The sequence below is a fragment of the Rivularia sp. PCC 7116 genome, from assembly GCF_000316665.1.
Taxonomy (GTDB): Bacteria; Cyanobacteriota; Cyanobacteriia; order Cyanobacteriales; family Nostocaceae; genus Rivularia.
Genome location: NC_019678.1, coordinates 6,322,351 through 6,341,657, shown reverse-complemented (window position 1 = coordinate 6,341,657; position 19,307 = coordinate 6,322,351). Strand labels below are relative to the sequence as shown.

The following is a 19,307-nucleotide window of genomic DNA, read 5'->3' as shown; positions in this document are numbered from 1 at the left end:
GCATGGGGCATGGGGCATGGGGAAGAGGGAGATAAGGAGAAGGCAATTACCAATTACCAATTACCAATTTCTTAAAAATCGCGGCAAGATATAAATAGAGGCAATTTTAATTTAGGTAATGATTATGTTTCCTTTCTGGATGAATTCTTGCTGCGGTACTGATAGTTTTTCTACTACGAGACATCAAGAGAACAAGTTAAAGTTTCTCAAATTTATGAGAGATAACGTAGAAGCTAGATTAGCCGCACTGAATGCAGCTATTGAAACTATTGAAAATCAGCTAAGCCGAAACACTGATAGTGTTTAATTGGGAATTAGGCATTACTCGTTCCCAGCCTCCAGGCTGGGAATGCATTCTCAAAGGCTCTGCCTTCAGCCTCGCGCATGAGGCAGAGCCTCTAGAAATGTATTACAAGGCAGAGCCTTGTAACAAGACTTCTCCCATGCCCTAATCAAGCTGCGGTAAATCCATAACTTGCTTAACGTTAGTCACAATAACCTGGGGCTTATCTCTATAGATACTCAATTTACCTTTTACATATGCATAGCTTCTGCGTGGATGTTCTTCATCTGTTGAGATATAACGGTTAGTAATCAAACTCATTATTTTCTCCCCAGCAGCTTCGTCAACTTTGGGAATAAAGATGGAAAAAGGTTTTTCTACAGAACCAATACCAATAAGCATACTATTACTAGCAACACGTTTGGGATTACGCAACTCGGTAAAAATAGTCGCTTCTTCTTCCTTCTTCGCTAATTCTAATACTTTCTCATAATCGAGTCGGGTATTAAATACAGTTGCATCTTCATTTTCCTGCTTAAACTGACGGTAATTTTGAATTATTTCCGCTCTTAAATACCACCAAACCCCCAGCGCCGCATAATTCCGAACTTCGGAGCCATTCACCTCGATTTGATTCCAAACCCCGCGATTAGCTATTTGTGCTTCCTTCTCCGCTTGCATATATCGTTCGTGGTTATCGAGAAGTGCCGCATAACCATACTTCATGAAATAAGGACTAAAACCCTTTTGAATCATGTATTCTTGAAAATCCGTACCGTCATCTAAATAAACAAATACTAATAACCGACCGTAGTTTCCACGATACTTTTGCATACATTCTTCTACTACTTCATCACCCGGAAATTCCAGCTTGACTTTATCGCCAGCCTTGAATAATTTCTCAGCTTCCTTTTTCGCTTCCTTTCCCCAAGGTGAAACCGGTTTTGGGCTACCTGCATTAGATTCCTCGGTATCTAAACCCAAAATCCGTAAACTTTCTTCCTTACCTTGCACTTCAACGCGGACAGTATCACCATCCACAACCCTAACTACAGTAGCGTCAACAGTTGTACCCTTGATAGCCTTTGCTTTTTCCTTAGTTGCTCGCATAATTAATCTCTCACTTGCGATGAAAATTAGTTTTCACATATTGGTGTAACAGAAAACATGAATTAAGGGGATAGGTTTAAATTAAAAGTAATAATAAGAACTGTTGCAGTGCGGGCATTGGGGATTGTTGAAAAGGTAGGGGTAAATCAAGCATAATAGTATGCGCTTCGGACAATAATAAACACCCTCTTAGATGAAGCTATTTGTTTAGCTATAGCCAGCGATGCTCAACTAATACTTACTATTAAATAAGTAATAAAATTGAAAATTTATTTATTAAACAACCGAAAAATTTGTAGAGACGGGTGGATATTGCGTCTCTACATCGTAATCAATCATGCTATGAATCAGAAAACAAATTGTCGATTGCTCTGAGTTCTGATTATTTATCAATATCTTCTCCAAATTGTTCGGGATGTACGTGGTATTTCTCCTCTGGAAAATCTTCTGTATCTGCGGCGTATCTGCCTTCTCCAACTACTAACAAGCCGACATCTTAGTCTTCTTCCTCGCCTGCCTCTTCTGAAGCACCGATATCTTCGACAGCGTTGATATAGCCATCTTCTAGTCCGCCGAACTGTAACACATCGAGTTCTGCGGAACCTATTTCCGCGTCGGCTAATTCTTCTTTGAGCAACTAAAACCTCTTCCGCGCTACCTTCAGGTGAATTTACCTCTAAAGCAGATGCGGGTAAAGCAGTCGTACTTAATGTCAAAAGTGCTGCTAGGGCAATTGTATTCTTTAATAGTTTTTTCATCACATCGGATCTCCTTACGATCAATCCGAACCATCACTTATATTATCTCTCTGTCAACAGGGAATTTACTGAAAAAGCTTGGGATTTACATAAAAATTTATTTATCTATCTATTACTAATTCAAAAAAATATTTGCTCACAACTTCCTCACATTTTTTCTATTCTTAAATTGGAAGATTTCAAAACCTTGAAACTTTGCTAACCAACGAGGGATTCTTTTAGTGTTAGCTTGCAACTGTTGACGACATTGCATATTACTTATTTATAAATGTTTGTTTTGTCATGCCCTTTGGAATATTCGAGGGCTTGTTCCAAGCTTTGAGCGTGTTCTTGAGCAGCAATTATCTCTTCGTTAGCTGCTTTTAGTTCTGCATCACGAATTTCTACAAATTTTCCTAATTCTTCTTCAGCTTTTTCTTGACCCTTGAACCGCGATAGAGTAACCAAATAAATAAAGGAGAACCGAGTAAAGCTGTTACCGCACCTACGGGTAACTCTACTGCTCCCAAACGCGATAGTAAATCTGCAAAGGGGGAGCAACGCGATTTCGTGAACTTTAACCCAAATATCGCGATCGCCAACAAAAAAAATAAGTGGTATTTGATTAAAGAATACATTTAAATAAGTATAAATACTTTTGTGTTAAACAGAGGTGTGCCGCTTCGCGGCACACCTCTGTTAGTTATAGATATAAAGTCAGCAAAAAATACCCTAACAGGAGGGTGCTAATAATTACATATTAAAGATAAAACAGAATATTTGGTATAATTTATGCAAGCTGTATCGGCTTAACGAGTGCAGTTAAAATAGAATCGCAGAAATTGTTCCAGGAACCAGCAATCCATTGACAACGAGCGTGTAATATAGTTTCAGCATTCTCTTTTAACCAAAATTTGCTGTTTCCTTTCATACGCAAATTAACAGCTTGTCGAATTAAACTTTCTACAGCACCACTACCAATAGGTAGTTTAAGAGATGAAATTTTATGATAGTTAAAACGTCCTTCTTTATTGCCTTTGAAAAAATAATTTATTTCTCTATCCAAATTTTTACGACGCTCACCAGTAAACTCTAAGCTGAGTTTATTCATTTCTTGAATAATGGAATTTATCTTACCTTTTTTCAATGCAGAACGAGTTTGCTTAAACCATTTTTTTCGCTCTGCTTCTTTAGAAAAAGCATTATCTGCAAAAACTTGTAAATGTTCCGTAGCGTGATAAAAATCTAGTAGTTGATAAGTTTCTAGTGGGCAATTTAATTTTTTAAGAAGTGGAGGAATGTGTTTCCATATCCACTCTGCTCCATCCGCAATTAATAATACTTGCCGTGCTTGATTTATTCCTAAGCTAACAAGGTACATTTCTAGTATTTTAAGAAATCCCTGGTAATCTTCATAAGTTCCGTCATTTATAATAGGGATTTCACCATTTTTAATTTTTTTACCTTTTTCATCCACGGTGTAAATAGTCAAAAGTTTTGGCTCAATCCATTCTCCAGTAAAGCCATGTCTATTCGTTTTAGAATTTCTCCGACCTTTTTTATCGATACGAATTCTAGTTCTTCCACCATCAGCAGCTATAACTACCCGTTGACCTTTTAATGTGTTGCCTGGTACCAAATTACCAATATTAAGATTAAAAATTTTTGATTCACGTATACTTAATCCTATTTTACCAAAACAATACGTTAATCTTTCTATACGTTTTAGGCTTATATTAATTCCCCAATCTATTAATGTTTGACGAGCAGAATCAAATGATGAACTTATTGCACCATACTTTGCAATATTTGACCAAACAAAGGGGGTAATTCCTTCTTCCATACCCAACCATCTTAGAAAGGGGCAAAATCCCTGGTTTAAAGTTTTACTTCCTTTCTTATTCTTATTACGTTCCACAACATAAGGCAATTTTAGATTCAATTCTACATTCCCTATTGTTAGTATTTGGCGATTTTTATATCCATGATTTTTCGTCTTCGCACGCCACCATGCTTGTGTCTTTTTATTTGCTGTATTGATAGCAATTGTATTATGAGAAAGATTATATAATAGAATAGCTACGCATTGTCCTGCTAAAATTAAAGCAATATTTCTTATTACAAGATTCTTTATTTTTGATTTTTACTCCATCCCAATTGTCCACATCAGTCAATTCTAAAATTTTCGTAACATTCTCTTTAAATTCTTTCAGAGATTTGTTTAAATCTAGAGTTGCATATATTTTATTCATCTTGGTAAGTACCCCGTAAGTAGAGAGTTTTAAGCCATAAAACCCTTTATGATAGGGAATCTTACCTTTTTTTGCTCTTGAAGAAGAAGGAGTTGCAGCTTCGCTGCAACTCCTTCTTTTTATTGTTTATGTATTTATACTTTAAATAAATGTTATTTTTAGTGATTATTTTCTAAGTATGATAATAGCGATCGCACTGGTTTTCACAAAATCGCGTTGCTCCCCTGATGAATAGTCAGAAGAAAATAATTGATAATCCTATCGTACCAGCAAGAGAAAAAGCTTTAGGATATGCTCAAGAATTGATTAAGGATTACAAGAAAACTCGTGCAATATCGAGAAATCTTTACTATGGTTTGCAAATAGGAACAATTATTTTGTCTGGGGTGACACCCATTTTAGTTTTAGTAGATAAAATACAAGCTAGTGATACTTGGCTAAAATGGCTACCAGTTATTTTCCCTGCAGTTGCTTCTATTGTCGCTAGTATTGTCACTTCCTTTCCTTTTCAAGAAAATTGGATTTCTGCTAACACAACCGTTGAATTATTAGAAGCTGAACAAGAAAAGTTTGTTCTCGGAATAACTCCATTGTACCGCTGCTATGACTCAATTAATGAAAACGAACAAGAAAAAAGGGCGAAGAAATCAATCGAAAACTTTATTACCCAAGTAAATAATATTCATCTCAACCAAGTACAACAGACTAGTAGCTTTGTAAGTAACGAGGATATGGCAGAACAAAAAGAGAAGGATAAAACAGCACAAGCTGTAACTTGACGTCAAAAAATGGACAATATAGAACCCATTTGGGATCTATTTAATCAGTCGCCAATCTTTTAAGCATCAGTCGGACAAAGCAGAGATTAATTCTAGCAGTAGAATGTTCAAGAGTTCTTTCAAAGTTCTTGACCAAAATGAGTGCATCTCTCCATCCAAGAATTAGTTCTTTCTATAAGCTTTAGGGCGGCGTTTTCTTACCCCTGCACAATCATTCGGATTGGGTTGGACTAAAGTGTTTAGTTATGGTTGTCCGTGTGAGACATCTGTGGAACAAAACAACTCGTGAAGTACAGTTTTATCTCACTAGCTTGGATTGCGATGCTTGCAAGTTGGGACAAGCGATTCGCCTGCATTGGAGCGTTGAAAACGGCTTACACTGGACTCTAGATGTTACCTTCAATGAAGACGCTTGCCGCGTCCGTACTGGTCATGCTCCACAAAATCTGTCATTGCTGCATCGAATTGCAATTAACGCATTGAATTTGGAACAATCCTTAAAACGCAGTAATCGTCAAAAATCAAACCGGGCTGCAATGGATAACAATTATATGTTAACAATTCTTGCTGCTTGTTTATCTCATAACCATAATGATGCTTCAAAAGCCTGTTGTCAATAGGGTTTGAGATGCGCTTACCCTGGTCTATATCTTGCAGCTTAAGGATTTATAATCGACAACTCATAAGTCGAAAAAGCTGGTTTTTGCTGTTCGATAATCTTTCGTACTAAACTTTCATCGATATGTAATGATTCAGTTGCACGTAATCGCACAATAAAATGATATGGACGACCACCTCCTATCATTGAATCTTGACCAATAAAAGTTTTACCTAATACAAAACCATTATTAAAAACTTCTTGAATACTAATATGTTTATCTACTTCTGGTGAATCTTCGTCTAATGGTAAACCTGTATAAAGATGCAAGTACAAACGTAAGCCATAGCGCGTACCGTGCCAACGATAAATAGTAATCGCATTGCGAATTAATTGTCTTTGTTTGTCAATATCCCAGCGACTATCAATATCCCAAGCTACCCAATGTGCTAAAAAGTTTTGTAATGCAGTAGGTGCTGTCAAAGGGTCGAGATATGCCCATAAAGTATCTATTGTTTGGACTACTGGGTCAAAAGCTTGTTCAAAAATGCCTACTAATCGTCCGACGAAATCTACTTCTTGATAAATATTTGGTAAAAAGTCTAAATAAGAAATATTAGGACGCACCAACAAGTTTAAAACTTGATATTTTATTAGCTGGGGTTCATTTCCGGTTTGTGTTGTGTAAATTGAAATCTGCATTTGATAATCAATTTGCAAACGCGGTTGATTTTTATTTATAGTATGCGAATCTTCAAAAAAATTATCTGGAACTATTAAATATATAGGAAACTCTCGCTTTCCCCTGGGTAAAATTTCCTCAAAACTTGTTTGATTCCGGTTACACCAATCACTCGGAAAGTCTCCTTCAATTTCTAGTTTCCATTCCAATGAACTATCTGTTGGATTTGAAAGAGTAACCAAAAACTCTCCTGCTTCTCCAGGATATAGAGGTAAATTATTACTAACTGGTTCTTTGCTTTTCTCTGAAGATATATCGGCTTGTAGAGGTTGCATCGGAGTAATTTGTACTGCTAATACCATGTTAGTTTTTAGTTGTTAGTGGTTAGTGGTTAGTTGATAACTGATAATTTTTATAGAAATACTACTTGATTTTTGTTAGTGTAAACTGCGCTTGCGCTTAAAATATTCAGCTTTTAGCGTTGCTGAATCTGTGTATGAATTGACATTTTTAGACGTAGCATTGCTACGTCTCTACATAGGTTTCGGTTATCTATTAAATAAATTCATACTTTTAATCAGCAACGCCCAGTTTTTTTTATATTACCTATTACATATTATTTATTGCCCATTCCCTATTCCCTAAATTCTATAATGTGACCTGAGTTTAATTGTTGATTGTTATCTTGCCAAGAACATATCAGTCCCAAGGAACCAGGTTCAATTTCTGATTCTGAAAAATCTTCACGCAACCATTTAGAATTCAATTCAGATTCAAATTTGCTGCATCGAAACAATTCTACTCTTCCTAAATACCTGACACCTGGAATTTTTTGGCAAACAGCTACGATATCTGAACTATACACCGAACGTCCTAAATCCCAACCTTTTTCTTCAAAACCGCCTACTAAAGGATTCAAAAAGCGGTATATTGCCACAAGTAAATTGTCACGAATTTTTTCTTTATCCCCTGGATTATTGTATTGTGGTTCTAGTATTATCTCGGCTCTAACGCTAACGCCAGTATATTCCGGTTCTTCTAAGTTGATATCTACACCTAATGGTTTGCGATCGCTCATGTAATTCTTAATCTCTTCTTTCAACTCCCGAGAAAGCGCAAATTCAGCATCTGGATTCATTCCCCGTCTAAAATCAAAGTGATCTAGATTTTTGAATTGGGGTACAATCAGTAAACGGACAATCCCGGCTGTGGTGTGTTCGGGTTTGGTTAAACAATGAGCGCGAGCAACTAATTTAGAGGCTGTTCTTGCTATCCTTTCAAAATCCTCTGGGGTTACTCCACATTCACGAGTACGTAGCAATTCCGGCACTCTGATTGCAGCTTCGTCTAAGGATTCTGGATCGGTTCCACCATAAGCATCTTCATAGTTAATCACGCTTTTGACATAAGGAATTGAATTTTTTATTACCGTAATTTTACTATCTTTCACGTTACCAGTAGTACCACCACCAGTACGGTATGCCATCATATATATCTCTGAACCGGGAGGGGGAACTTTACCATACTGTCGTTCTAATGCTATTTCTCCAGCAGTATTGCTCACAGAAGGAGGAGTGTAAGTAGCTAAATTATCCGCTTTGTGGTCGTCTCTTCTAACAATTCTTCCTACTGGTTGCACCTTTCCGCGTTGATATATCTGCTGTCTTAATTGCGAAGGTTCTCGTATCAGCGGACCAAATTGAATTTCACCAGTTTGAGAATCGATGGTGTAGTGCGGGTCTTCTGGCCCAGATACAGCAAAATCTGATACTTCTTGCCATTGTTCCCAATCTAAGGGGTTTTCGCTTCTTTCTCCTGGCAGTTTAATCCGAATGTGTTCCCCAAAAGAAGGCTCTCGCTTTAAAACAGGCTTGCTTTGCAACTCAAATGTCTGACCTGCTTTACCATTACTTACACCTAATAATTCCTGTTCTACGCGAATACACTGAGTGGCTTTTACTGCACCACCAATAGACCGCACAGTCAAACCAACAATGCTAGGAGAAGAACTGTAATGTTGTTGCGACTCTTGAGGATCTATATAAGTGCAGCGTATCCAGTGTCCCCTATAACTAGTATCAATAACATTAAAAACAGGCAAATCCAGAGGTAAATGTAAAATAACATCGGCTCCTTCGAGGGGTTGGGCTATACCTTTAAAACTGAAACCTTTGGTTTTATCATCATTTTTTTCCCGCAGCACATTAACCCAGTTTTGACCATCCCAAGCTTGCCATCGCAAAGGTGGATTATTGGGGTCAATACCCGTGGTTCTCCCTGGTTCACCCGTGAAAGTAATGGCGATCGCATTTCCTGCGATGGAATTTTCTGATTCTGAGAATACCAAATAGAAACAGTTACCAGGAGATGGCTGGTCAAGGTCAAATAATAAGGTTTCTCCTAAATCTTGCCATCGACGATTATCAGGAGTAAGGCTTCTCAAATCTTCTTTAGAGATAGTTTCCGCTTTATCTGTAGCTTTATTTGCAGCGAGCAAATAGTTAATTTGAGGATTGCCAATGAAAAGTTCTTTATCAGTGGTAAAAATCACTGCCTCTTCTGTTTCCGTTCGTACCGTAGCAACTTCCGTAAACCTGGGAATGGGTACTTCCTGAGTCTGGGCTGCCGAAAGGTAAAAAGTAAGTTTGCAAGTTGCGGGGGATGGAGGATTGAGGCGAATTCCCATTAATTCCAAAAAAGCCACATAATTGCGTCGAGGAACTTGATTAAAGCGCAGCAACATTTGGTCAGTCAACCACGCAAACAGTTCGATTAAAGTAATACCAGGGTCGCTAGGATTATGATTCGTCCACTCCGGACAATAACGCGGAATCCGGAGAATGCACTCTTCAACTAAGTCTTTGAAAGTGCGGTCATCAAGATTTGATTTTGGTAGCTTCGGTAAAAATTCAAAGTCCATAATTAAGGAATCATGTAAAAATAACTTGAACAATTAGCCAGAAAGTTAAATAATTATAATGTAGTGTAAATTGCAGTGTTAGATGCCTGATAATCACAAAGTTAAAATAATTCAAGACAAATATGATTCTTTATCTCCTTATCTGAACGAGAAAACACGGCGTATCTGGGCAGCAATTGAAGCCCAAAGCCTTGGGTGGGGAGGTGTAACAGCAGTTGCGATCGCAACTGGTTTATCTCGAACTACAATTCATAGTGGAATTGATTTGCTGTCAAAATTGGATGAAGTAAAAACGGAGGATGAGAGTACTCGAATCCGCACAGTAGGTGGTGGACGGAAACTGCTCGAAGAAAAAGATGCGATGCTGCTATCAGATTTAGAATCATTGCTTGAACCAATGACTTTAGGAGACCCAGAATCACCGATAAAATGGACGAATAAAAGTGTTGTAAAACTTGCTGCTGCACTTAAGGAGGGAGGGCATAGTATTAGTCCAAAAAGTGTTTACAACTTACTTGAATCTCTTGGCTACAGCCTACAATCAAATCGTAAGACTCGTGATGGTTCATCTCATGAGGATAGAGACGACCAGTTTTTATATATTTCTAACCAAGTCAAATATTTTCAGTCCCACAACGAACCTGTAATTTCAGTTGATACTAAGAAAAAAGAGTTAATCGGAAACTTTAAAAATCCTGGAACTGAATGGTGTGACTCCGAACAGCCAGTTGAAGTAAGGATGCATGACTTTGTTGACCCTAACGCCGGTAAGGCAATTCCCTATGGAATTTATGATCTAACCTTAAATAAAGGATGGGTTAATGTCGGCATTGACCATGACACCGCAGAGTTTGCGGTCGAGTCTATTCGCCATTGGTGGTACTCAATGGGTAATCTTTTATATCCAAAGTCTGAGCATATAATGATTACAGCAGATTCGGGTGGTAGCAATAGTTATCGTTCTCGACTATGGAAGTTAAAGCTGCAAGAGTTTGCAACCGAAATTGGTAAAAGTATTCATGTTTGCCATTTTCCTCCTGGTACAAGTAAATGGAACAAAATAGAGCATCGTTTATTTTGTCACATCACAACTAACTGGCGAGGTCGACCATTAACTAGCTTACAAGTAGTGATTAATCTGATTGGCAATACTACCACTACACAGGGCTTGGTTGTCGAAGCTCGACTAGACGAAAACCTCTATCAAACAGGAATTAAAGTTACAGATAAAGAGCTTGATAATATTGCCATTGAACGAAACTCTTTTCATGGTGAGTGGAACTACATTATTAAACCGCAGATTTCTGGTTAATTGTTCAAGTTATTTTTACATGAATCCTTATGGTTTAATAGGGGGATTTTATGCGGTAATTTCATTTATTGGGCTGCTCGATTTGGGTTTGAGCGCGACGGGTATTAGTGAAGTCAAACGACTAGTTCCAGAACTTTATGCACAAGGAATAACTCCCAGTGTTAAAAATCTGGCTAGTGTTATGACTAATCCAGAAGCATTATGGCGTGAAGAGGTTCTCGAAACTCCGCCGTGAGGTACGGCGTTCTCTTGGCGAACTGCTTTAAAGATGATGAAGACAGTGATGCCTTTATCTTTATGGAAACCGCAGCCAAATTAAAGTATAAGCTTGCCATTGCGGCAAACTTTTCCTTTAAGTCACATAAGTTTCGGTAATCAGTACCAAGATGAATCGTGATAATCTGCCATCAAATCCTTGATTTCGCAGTTGTGCTGATAATCGATTTCTAACTGTCGCAAGTCTGTATCTAATCCTAGATTTTTCAGTTATTGCAGTATTTCTCGAAGATGATTTTCATCGCTGACACCTGAATAGTAGATTTTGATGAATTTGTCAGCTTTCGTCATGAATTGTTCGAGGTTTGTGACGAATACTTGTTCTGAATTAATTGCCTGAATCATTATTTTCTCCTATAAATTATATGAAGCGATTTAGTATTCGTTTGGGAGCATGAGAACTTTTTCAACGAGATAAAGTTTGATATGGCTCAACGGAAAATCAGTATATTCAATTTCTTGGCGTAATACTTCTTGATTCGTATCCCACTCACATATCAAAACACCCGAATTTTCTTGAACTCGTAAATGCCAAATTTGAAATTCTCGGAGTTTTGGATTTGATAGGAATTTCTTCGTTTGATGTGAAGCTATTGCATCTAATAACCAGTAGCAATTAGTTTCTTGCGCTAGGTATTGAACACCTTCGGTATATTTCAAGCCGAGCCAGTGTTTGTAGAGAGTAGTTGAACCATAAAACTGGTTTAGTTCGCTGGCTATTTCTTGCGGAGTTTTCATTTTTTCAAAATCATTTTACGAACTTCACGCGAAGTCTTGCGGGGGAAGATTCCCCCGCAGAGCTTCACAACTTCATCGGCGTGAGCCGTAAAACGATAACTGTTGATATAGAGATATCAGTGGTTATACCAATTCTGTATGAGGCTGCGCTTAATCGCCCTCAGCCTGGAAGGCTGGGGCTACTGAAACTAAGCCCGCCTACGCGGGCTAAATTAGGCGCATCTTTATAAAGAAATGGTATTAAAGATTTTTAATTTTGGCACTATGAAAATTTTTGAGTTTTTTGTTATACTTTATCCAGGAAATTACAGAACCTTGAAAACTTAATTATACGTTTCCAATTCATAGCAATTGTGTTTGTTTTGACAGAGCATACGTAATATTTTAGCGGGGGTAAGGCGATCGCCGAAATATTGATTCTTCTGTTACCCCCCGCTAATTGACTACTACATGGTGCTTTGAGGCTGGTGTTTGGATTAGTTTTTATCAAAAATTTCGGTTTATTGGTTGTTAAATTAGACCCCCGCTAAAATGGCACCTTGAAATCCAGTTATAGTAATAGTTCTAGAATGGTAGGGTTTTAATTCCTTAACCCCTTACGGGGATGGAAACACTTTAAGAGTTTCAGCAGGACCAAAAATTTTCCGCTTATTGTTTTAATTCCTTAACCCCTTACGGGGATGGAAACTATCACCTACCACAGATGTGGATTTTGTAGAAATATGGTTTTAATTCCTTAACCCCTTACGGGGATGGAAACTTTTCCCACATCTTCTACACTATTTGCATGCTGCAATTGTTTTAATTCCTTAACCCCTTACGGGGATGGAAACTTTCAATGCGGCAATTGGCGACAATGCGGTTTTCAGTTTTAATTCCTTAACCCCTTACGGGGATGGAAACGCCAATACGATCAAAAAGTAAGTAATCTCTAACTTGTTTTAATTCCTTAACCCCTTACGGGGATGGAAACCTCCTTGGTTCACGATCTGGTATTGAGCTCTACGAAGTTTTAATTCCTTAACCCCTTACGGGGATGGGTGCGACTATCAGTCGCTCACGAGAGTGAGTAGCTTGTAACTACTCCTGGTTAATGTCTGACCAGTACCTGCCCGAAGGGGCATCACGGGTAACTATGATGTCTCAGAGCTAGAGGGAAATGCGTAAAATCTACTAGCCGAAAAGTGGATGAGGCGCTAGGGTAAAATCATTTTTGGGTTAACGAAAGTGAATCTTTGACGAGGCACCGTGATGAGGAATTATCGAAACGGCTGACACGATAAATGGAGTTAGATATTTCGCCCTGTCCTCGGAATATAAGGCATCAAACAACTTCCGGTGTATAGAAGGAACCCGTAATGGTTGTATCTCTTGTGTGTGATATGAAGTAACCCCATTGAGGTCTTACAACTAGAATCGACGCTGTAAGTAGGGATTGGAGTAATCCGATTTTTAATTCCACAGTGGGTGTAAGACGCTACAAGAAGCGAATGCTGCCAAGCCCAACGGTAAACAGGAAATCATAACTGGGCAGATAGGTCTAATGACTAACCCGAAAGAGTGCTGACGTGTAGCGAGTGAATCCCTTGAATTCTATGCAACAAGAAAAGTTAACTTTTCGGGAAAAGTTATGGTGCAATCTACAATTGTGAACGTAACCGAGAGGGCTACCGACTGGAATAGCATTAAATGGAAACATGCTAACCGGGTAGTCACCAGACTTAGACAAAGAATTTTCAAGGCAACCAGAGACGGTGACTTAAAAAAGATTCGTAGTCTTCAAAAGCTACTCATGCGTAGCTATTCTAACATAGTACTTTCCGTTAGACGAGTCACGCAATTAAATTCTGGTAAGAAAACTGCGGGTGTGGATAAATTACTGGTTTTGACCCCAGGAGCTAGAGGAACTTTGGTTGATATTTTAACAAGGTGTCCTCCCTGGAAACCACTACCAGTAAAACGGGTTTATATCCGTAAATCCAACGGTAAACAACGTCCCCTCGGAATCCCTTGTGTCATCGATAGGTGTTTACAAGCCATTGTGAAAAATGCTTTAGAACCTTATTGGGAAGCACAATTCGAGAGAACATCTTACGGTTTCCGCCCCGGTAGAGGCGTACATGATGCGATAGAAAGAATACATTCAATGTCTAAAGCCAACTCAACTAAAAGCTGGGTTGTGGATGCAGATATTGAGGGTTGTTTTGATAATATCGCTCACTCCCCTTTACTTAAAACCATTGGTAACTTCCCCGCAAAGAAGTTAATTCAACAGTGGTTAAAGGCTGGATATGTAGACAAGGGCGTTTTTAACGATACAGAAACTGGTGTACCTCAAGGCGGAATAATCTCGCCTTTGCTTGCGAATATTGCTTTACACGGTATGGAGTCTGCGCTCGGCATTAGATACGATAAACACGGTCATACTATTGGAAATCGTGGTATCGTGCGCTACGCAGATGACCTTGTGGTTTTCTGCAAAACTCAAGAAGATGCCGCTTGCGTGGTTGAGACGCTATCCCACTGGATGAAATCTAAAGGTTTGGCTTTATCCAAAGCTAAAACTAACATAGTACATCTGAGTGAAGGATTCAACTTCTTGAGCTTTAACATCAGATGGTACAAGGATAAAAATACCAAAATTGGGCGGAAAGTACTGATTAAACCCAGTAAAGAAGCGTTGCAAGATGTACGGAATAAGATTAAGCAAGTTTGGTTAGAAAATAAGAGCAGTAATGTTAATTATTTGATATCCAAACTTAACCCGATTATTCGCGGAGTTGCTAATTATTACCGTACAGTCGTTTCCTCCCACATATTCCACAAACTAGATACTTGGATGTATGTCAGAGAAAACAGGTACGCCAAAAGAGTGCATCCAAAGAAAAGTTCTGGATGGCGTAAACATAAGTACTGGGGACGACTAAACTTTGATAGAAATGATAACTGGGTGTTCGGTGAACCAGTTGCGGTGGACGGGTTCCCCGGCATAAGCAAACTGGTGAACCCGGAGGGGGATAAGCGGACAGGTCAGTATCTTCTCAAGTTTAGTTGGTTCAATATTAGAAGGCACACTTTAGTCAAAGGTGATGCTTCTTATGATAACCCAGATTTGGTTAAATATTGGGAGTCAAGAACTAAGAGAAAATCTCAAAATCTAATTCCTTCTTACCAAAAGCTAGCCCGAAAACAAGGATATAAGTGTTGCGTTTGTGGGGAATCATTGTTTAATGATGAACCAATTCAAAAACATCACAAAGTTCCTCAAAGTAGGGGTGGTAAAGATACTTACGCTAATCTAGAATTGATGCATTACTACTGTCACCGACAAGTACATTCAGTAGCCCCTGGGTGTGAAGACGAGGTATTTGTGCAGGACTTACAAGAATTAAACCCAGTCCCTGGAAGCGTTAGGATTGGCTAAAGCCGGATGCTTGGTAACTTGCTTGTCCGGTTTGTCGGGGGGAAGGGGGTAGCGATATCCCTGACCCACCCATTAAACTCTAGCAGTTCCAACTGATGATGCTTGGGAACTTCTAAGTTTTAAATTAATTCCCCTTCACGGGGACGGAAACTCACGAGGATCTACTGTATCTATTCCTTCGACCATACGTTTTAAATTAATTCCCCTTCACGGGGACGGAAACAACTCTTCCAAATCTTCTAAAACTTGAGAACTAGCTGTTTTAAATTAATTCCCCTTCACGGGGACGGAAACTAAATTAGTATTTGTGTTAGCTTGCAGATTCAATACTGGTTTTAAATTAATTCCCCTTCACGGGGACGGAAACTTCCACTTTAAGAAAAGATGTTTTCTGCTTTCTGTGTGTTTTAAATTAATTCCCCTTCACGGGGACGAATGAAAAAAAACCGCAGAGGCGCAGGCAGAGTACGCAGAGGAAGAAGAGAGAGAAAATTAAAATATTTTCGATAAAATAAGATAAATCTCGATTAATAATTTACAGAGAGCGAAACTCGGTGCTACCTTTGCGAAACTTTGCGTTTAAAAAACAAAAGTTATGAACAACAACACCTCTCAAAACCTCGAAGAAATAAACCAACTCAACCGAGAAGTTGTAAGATTAGCCGGAGAAGGTGATATAAAACAAGCAATATCTATCACCAAAAAAGCAATTAAACTAACTAAAGAAAAAATCGGCGAGCATAAAGTTTTAGCAGACAGCCTCAATAACCTCGCAGAATTATACCGAATTCAAGGTAACTATCCAGATGCCCAACCATTGCTGATTGAAAGCACAGAAATGAGAAAGCAATTGTTGGGAGAAAATCATCCCGATGTTGCTCAAAGTTTAAATAATCTAGCTGCATTTTATGTAATTCAAGGTAATTATCCTGAAGCTGAAAACTATTTTTTTCAAGCTTTGCATCTGTGGAAAATTCACCTTGGTGAAGAACATGAAGAAATTGCGACTATTTTAAATAATATTGCCGAAGTATATCGAGAGCAAGGACGTTATGCAGAATCAGAGAAAATGCATATCAAATCTTTAAATATGCGACAATCTCTATTTGGAGAAAAACATTCCGATGTTGCTCAGAGTCTGGATAATTTAGCTGCAATCTATGAAAACCAAGCACGCTATCAAGATGCGGAAACAATGCATTTAGAAGCATTAGCAATGCGTAAAAAATTGCTTGGTGAAGAACATTGGAATGTGGCAGCGAGTTTAAATAATTTAGCCGCTTTATATAATTCTCAAGGACGTTTTGCGGAAGCTGAAGATTATTATACCCAAGCTTGTGAATTATGTAAAAAATGTTTGGGGAATGACAAACATCCCTCTATTGCTATTATTTTAAATAATCTTGGCGGTATTTCTGAAAATCTAGGTCGTTATGCAGATGCGGAAAGAATTCATTTACAAGCTTTAGAAATCCGAAAAGCAATATTTGGAAAAGAGCATTTAGAAGTTGCTCAAAGTCTAAATAATTTAGGTAATGTTTATCTACTTCGAGGACTTTATTTAAAAGCCGAAGAAGTTTATCAACAAGCTTACGACATTAGAAAATTATTTTTAAATCCAGAACATCCCGATATTGTCCAACTATTACATAATTTTGCGGTACTCTATACTTATCAAGGACGTTATCAAACAGCAGAATCTATTTGTTTAAAAACACTTGATTCAATTGAAAAAGCATACGGTAAAAATCATCCCAATTACGCCGATAACTTAAACCATTTAGCGCTAGTTTATCAAAAACAAGGAAATTATTCTCAAGCCGAACAAAAATATTTAACAGTTTTAGCCATTAGAAAAAATATATTCGGAGAAGAGCATCACGATATTGTCAAAAGTTTAAATAGAATCGCAGAAATTTACCGCTTACAAGGAAGATATTCTCAAGCAGAAGCAATATACAAAGAAAATTATCAGTTAGCAAAACGCTTACTGGGAGAAATGCATCCCGATGTTGCGGGAATTTTGAATAGTTTGGCAGTACTTTATGATGCTCAATTTAAATATGCAGAAGCAGAAAAGCTATTTACGGAAGTCTTGTTAATTATTAGAAGTCAATTTGGTAATAACCATCCCCAGGTAGCCACAACTTTAAATAATCTTGCTACAGTCTATGGTAGTTTAGAACGTTTTTCCGAAGCAGAGGAATTTGTACATTAACTAATTATCTGTCAACTTAACAAATTATTCGTCACGAAACTTTAAATCCATCAAACCCTGTCATTGCAAGGATTATGACAGGGTTTTTACTATTTACAACAATCACACTTTTCTAACCATCATTTCACAAATTAAGTGTCAAAAAGTAGATATTTCACACTTTAATTGTCAATTCCTAGAAACCGCAAAAAATAATTATTTTGCATAAATTAACGAATTAACTGTCAAGCAAACAGTATAATACAACTACGTTTTTATAAAACATTAGGTGTATGCATGATTCTGAATTTTCTGCAACCTCTAAAGGTTTATCTTGCGCGGCTTCTCAAAAAGAAGAGAATGTTATTGTTTCTGAGCTTTCTGATGAAGCTCGGCTAAAAATAGAAGTGATTCAAAGTCTCTTGCAAAATGATGACGGTGCCACATATACTCAACGGCTTCAACAAGCAGCAAAAAAACTTGGTAAGTCGGTACGTACAGTTAGGCGACTGGTCGATAAATGGGAACGAGAAGGTCTAGCTGGGCTGGTACAAAATCGAAGAGCCGATAAAGGAAAGTATCGAGTTGATCAAAACTGGCAAGAGTTTGTATTGAAAACTTATAAGGAGGGGAATAAGGGAAGTAGAAGAATGACTCGTCAGCAGGTATTTATTCGAGTCAAAGCAAGAGCTAATGAACTAAATCTTAAGCCTCCTTCTCATATGACGGTCTATCGGATTTTGCAACCTTTAATAGATAAACAAGAACAAGTTAAAAGTGTTCGTTCTCCAGGTTGGCGTGGTTCACGCTTGTCTGTTAAAACTCGTGATGGAAATGATTTACAAGTGGAATACAGTAACCAAGTATGGCAATGCGACCATACCCTTGCTGATATTTTATTAGTAGATCGGCATGGCAAAGTTCTTGGTCGTCCTTGGTTAACCACAGTCATTGACAGTTATTCACGCTGCATTATGGGTATTAACTTGGGTTACGACGCACCAAGTTCTCAAGTTGTAGCTTTGGCATTACGCCATGCGATTTTAGCAAAGCAATATGGTTCTGAATATGGACTGCATGAAAAATGGGGTACTTACGGCTTACCACAACACTTTTATACAGATGGAGGAAGAGATTTTCGTTCTAACCATTTGCAAGAGATAGGAGTCCAGTTGGGGTTTGTATGTCATCTTCGCGACCGACCGTCTGAAGGTGGTAGTGTCGAGCGTCCTTTTAAAACTTTTAACACTGAATTATTCTCTACTTTACAGGGATACACGGGTTCAAATGTACAAGAACGCCCAAAAGAAGCTGAGAAAGATGCTTGTCTAACACTACGACAGTTAGAGCAGCTTTTAGTACGCTACATAGTTGATAACTATAACCAACGGCTTGATGCACGGATGGGCGACCAGACAAGATTTCAGCGTTGGGAGTCTGGATTAATCGGAATGCCAAATTTGCTTTCCGATAGGGATTTAGATATTTGCTTAATGAAGAAAATGCGACGACAAATCCAACGTGGAGGATATCTACAATTTGAAAACCTTATGTATCGAGGGGAACTTTTAGCGGGATATGCAGGGGAAAGCGTTGTCCTAAGATATGACCCCAGAGATATTACAACTGTTTTAGTTTATCGCCGAAAAGGAAGTAAAGAAGAGTTTTTAGCTAGGGCATTTGCTCAAGATTTGGAGACAGAGCAAGTATCTCTAGATGAGGCTAAAGCCAGTAGTCGTAAGGTTAGAGAAGCAGGTAAGGAGGTAAGCAATCGCTCAATTTTCGCAGAGGTGCGCGATCGCGAAACTTTTACTACTACAAAGAAAACCAAAAAACAACGTCAGAAAGCAGAACAGGCTGAGCTTAAGCAAGCCCAACAACCTTTACCTGTTGAGGTGTCCGAAGAAGTAGAAGTGACAAAAAATGAAAGTCAGCCAGAGGTAGAGATGCTCGAAGTATTTGATTACGAACAAATGCAAGAAGATTACGGGTTTTAAAG

The 19,307-nt window shown here is 38.3% G+C and carries 13 protein-coding genes, 4 pseudogenes and 2 CRISPR repeat arrays; of the genes and pseudogenes, 8 read left to right on the top strand and 9 right to left on the bottom strand.

All coding sequences use genetic code 11. The features are described from left to right. Nucleotides 1-124: 124 nt before the first annotated feature. A complete protein-coding gene (locus tag RIV7116_RS24530; RefSeq protein WP_015121018.1) occupies nt 125-307 on the top strand; it encodes a hypothetical protein in 183 nt (60 codons plus the stop codon). A gap of 141 nt (nt 308-448) precedes the next feature. On the opposite strand, the gene RIV7116_RS24525 is transcribed toward RIV7116_RS24530, so the two are convergent. The 5 genes and pseudogenes from RIV7116_RS24525 to RIV7116_RS35180 form a co-directional block, all read right to left on the bottom strand. After that, nucleotides 449-1,393, bottom strand: coding sequence for a thermonuclease family protein (locus RIV7116_RS24525; RefSeq protein WP_015121017.1), 945 nt, complete (start codon nt 1,391-1,393; stop codon nt 449-451). Nucleotides 1,394-1,889: 496 nt separating this feature from the next. Beyond that, on the bottom strand, nt 1,890-2,030 hold the full coding sequence (locus RIV7116_RS36030) for a hypothetical protein (protein WP_157229326.1): 141 nt from the start codon (nt 2,028-2,030) through the stop codon (nt 1,890-1,892). Between the two features lie 379 nt (nt 2,031-2,409). Continuing rightward, nucleotides 2,410-2,598, bottom strand: a complete 189-nt coding sequence (locus RIV7116_RS36565) for a hypothetical protein (protein ID WP_044291173.1) — start codon at nt 2,596-2,598, stop codon at nt 2,410-2,412. Further along, nucleotides 2,547-2,681 (bottom strand): annotated as a pseudogene (locus RIV7116_RS36025) (iron chelate uptake ABC transporter family permease subunit); the annotation flags it as partial. The pseudogene RIV7116_RS36025 and the gene RIV7116_RS36565, both read right to left, overlap by 52 nt. 239 nt (nt 2,682-2,920) lie before the next feature. Next, nucleotides 2,921-4,382: pseudogene (locus RIV7116_RS35180) on the bottom strand (ISLre2 family transposase). 224 nt (nt 4,383-4,606) lie between these two features. On the opposite strand from RIV7116_RS35180, the pseudogene RIV7116_RS24505 reads away from it, so the two are divergent. Both RIV7116_RS24505 and RIV7116_RS24500 read left to right on the top strand, forming a co-directional pair. Then, nucleotides 4,607-5,161, top strand: a pseudogene (locus RIV7116_RS24505) (DUF4231 domain-containing protein); the annotation flags it as partial. A 203-nt stretch (nt 5,162-5,364) separates the two neighbouring features. Continuing rightward, a pseudogene (locus RIV7116_RS24500) lies at nt 5,365-5,781 on the top strand (ISAs1 family transposase); the annotation flags it as partial. 38 nt (nt 5,782-5,819) lie between these two features. Here the strand turns inward: RIV7116_RS24500 and RIV7116_RS24495 are convergent. Next, nucleotides 5,820-6,803, bottom strand: coding sequence for a phage tail protein (locus tag RIV7116_RS24495; protein WP_015121014.1), 984 nt, complete (start codon nt 6,801-6,803; stop codon nt 5,820-5,822). Nucleotides 6,804-7,075: 272 nt separating this feature from the next. Further along, entirely contained in the window at nt 7,076-9,361 is a 2,286-nt protein-coding gene (locus RIV7116_RS24490; RefSeq protein ID WP_015121013.1) for a putative baseplate assembly protein, read from the bottom strand. Nucleotides 9,362-9,443: 82 nt separating this feature from the next. Between RIV7116_RS24490 and RIV7116_RS24485 the strand changes: the two genes are divergently transcribed. Further along, the gene (locus RIV7116_RS24485; protein WP_015121012.1) at nt 9,444-10,673 is read left to right on the top strand and encodes an ISAzo13-like element ISRisp1 family transposase; all 1,230 of its coding nucleotides are present in this window, start codon (nt 9,444-9,446) and stop codon (nt 10,671-10,673) included. Between the two features lie 19 nt (nt 10,674-10,692). Next, entirely contained in the window at nt 10,693-10,908 is a 216-nt protein-coding gene (locus tag RIV7116_RS24480) for a hypothetical protein (RefSeq protein WP_015121011.1), read from the top strand. A gap of 251 nt (nt 10,909-11,159) precedes the next feature. Here RIV7116_RS24480 and RIV7116_RS37690 read toward each other — a convergent pair whose 3' ends face one another. Further along, complete coding sequence (locus RIV7116_RS37690) at nt 11,160-11,294, bottom strand: hypothetical protein (RefSeq protein ID WP_015121010.1); 135 nt, start codon at nt 11,292-11,294, stop codon at nt 11,160-11,162. 30 nt (nt 11,295-11,324) lie between these two features. Beyond that, on the bottom strand, nt 11,325-11,687 hold the full coding sequence (locus RIV7116_RS24470; RefSeq protein WP_015121009.1) for a DUF6876 family protein: 363 nt from the start codon (nt 11,685-11,687) through the stop codon (nt 11,325-11,327). Between the two features lie 577 nt (nt 11,688-12,264). Continuing rightward, nucleotides 12,265-12,731: direct repeats of the CRISPR family, unit length 35 nt; unit sequence GTTTTAATTCCTTAACCCCTTACGGGGATGGAAAC. 586 nt (nt 12,732-13,317) lie between these two features. On the opposite strand from RIV7116_RS24470, the gene ltrA reads away from it, so the two are divergent. The 3 genes from ltrA (at nt 13,318) to RIV7116_RS24455 (ending at nt 19,305) form a co-directional block, all read left to right on the top strand. Continuing rightward, nucleotides 13,318-15,111: a group II intron reverse transcriptase/maturase gene (gene ltrA, locus RIV7116_RS24465; RefSeq protein WP_015120113.1), complete on the top strand. Its 1,794-nt coding sequence runs from the start codon at nt 13,318-13,320 to the stop codon at nt 15,109-15,111. Nucleotides 15,112-15,227: 116 nt separating this feature from the next. Next, nucleotides 15,228-15,550: direct repeats of the CRISPR family, unit length 35 nt; unit sequence GTTTTAAATTAATTCCCCTTCACGGGGACGGAAAC. Nucleotides 15,551-15,706: 156 nt separating this feature from the next. Further along, nucleotides 15,707-17,329 carry a tetratricopeptide repeat protein gene (locus RIV7116_RS24460; protein WP_015121008.1) on the top strand — a complete coding sequence of 541 codons (1,623 nt, stop codon included), beginning with the start codon at nt 15,707-15,709 and terminating at the stop codon, nt 17,327-17,329. 272 nt (nt 17,330-17,601) lie between these two features. Further along, on the top strand, nt 17,602-19,305 hold the full coding sequence (locus RIV7116_RS24455; protein WP_015121007.1) for a Mu transposase C-terminal domain-containing protein: 1,704 nt from the start codon (nt 17,602-17,604) through the stop codon (nt 19,303-19,305). Nucleotides 19,306-19,307 lie beyond the last annotated feature (2 nt).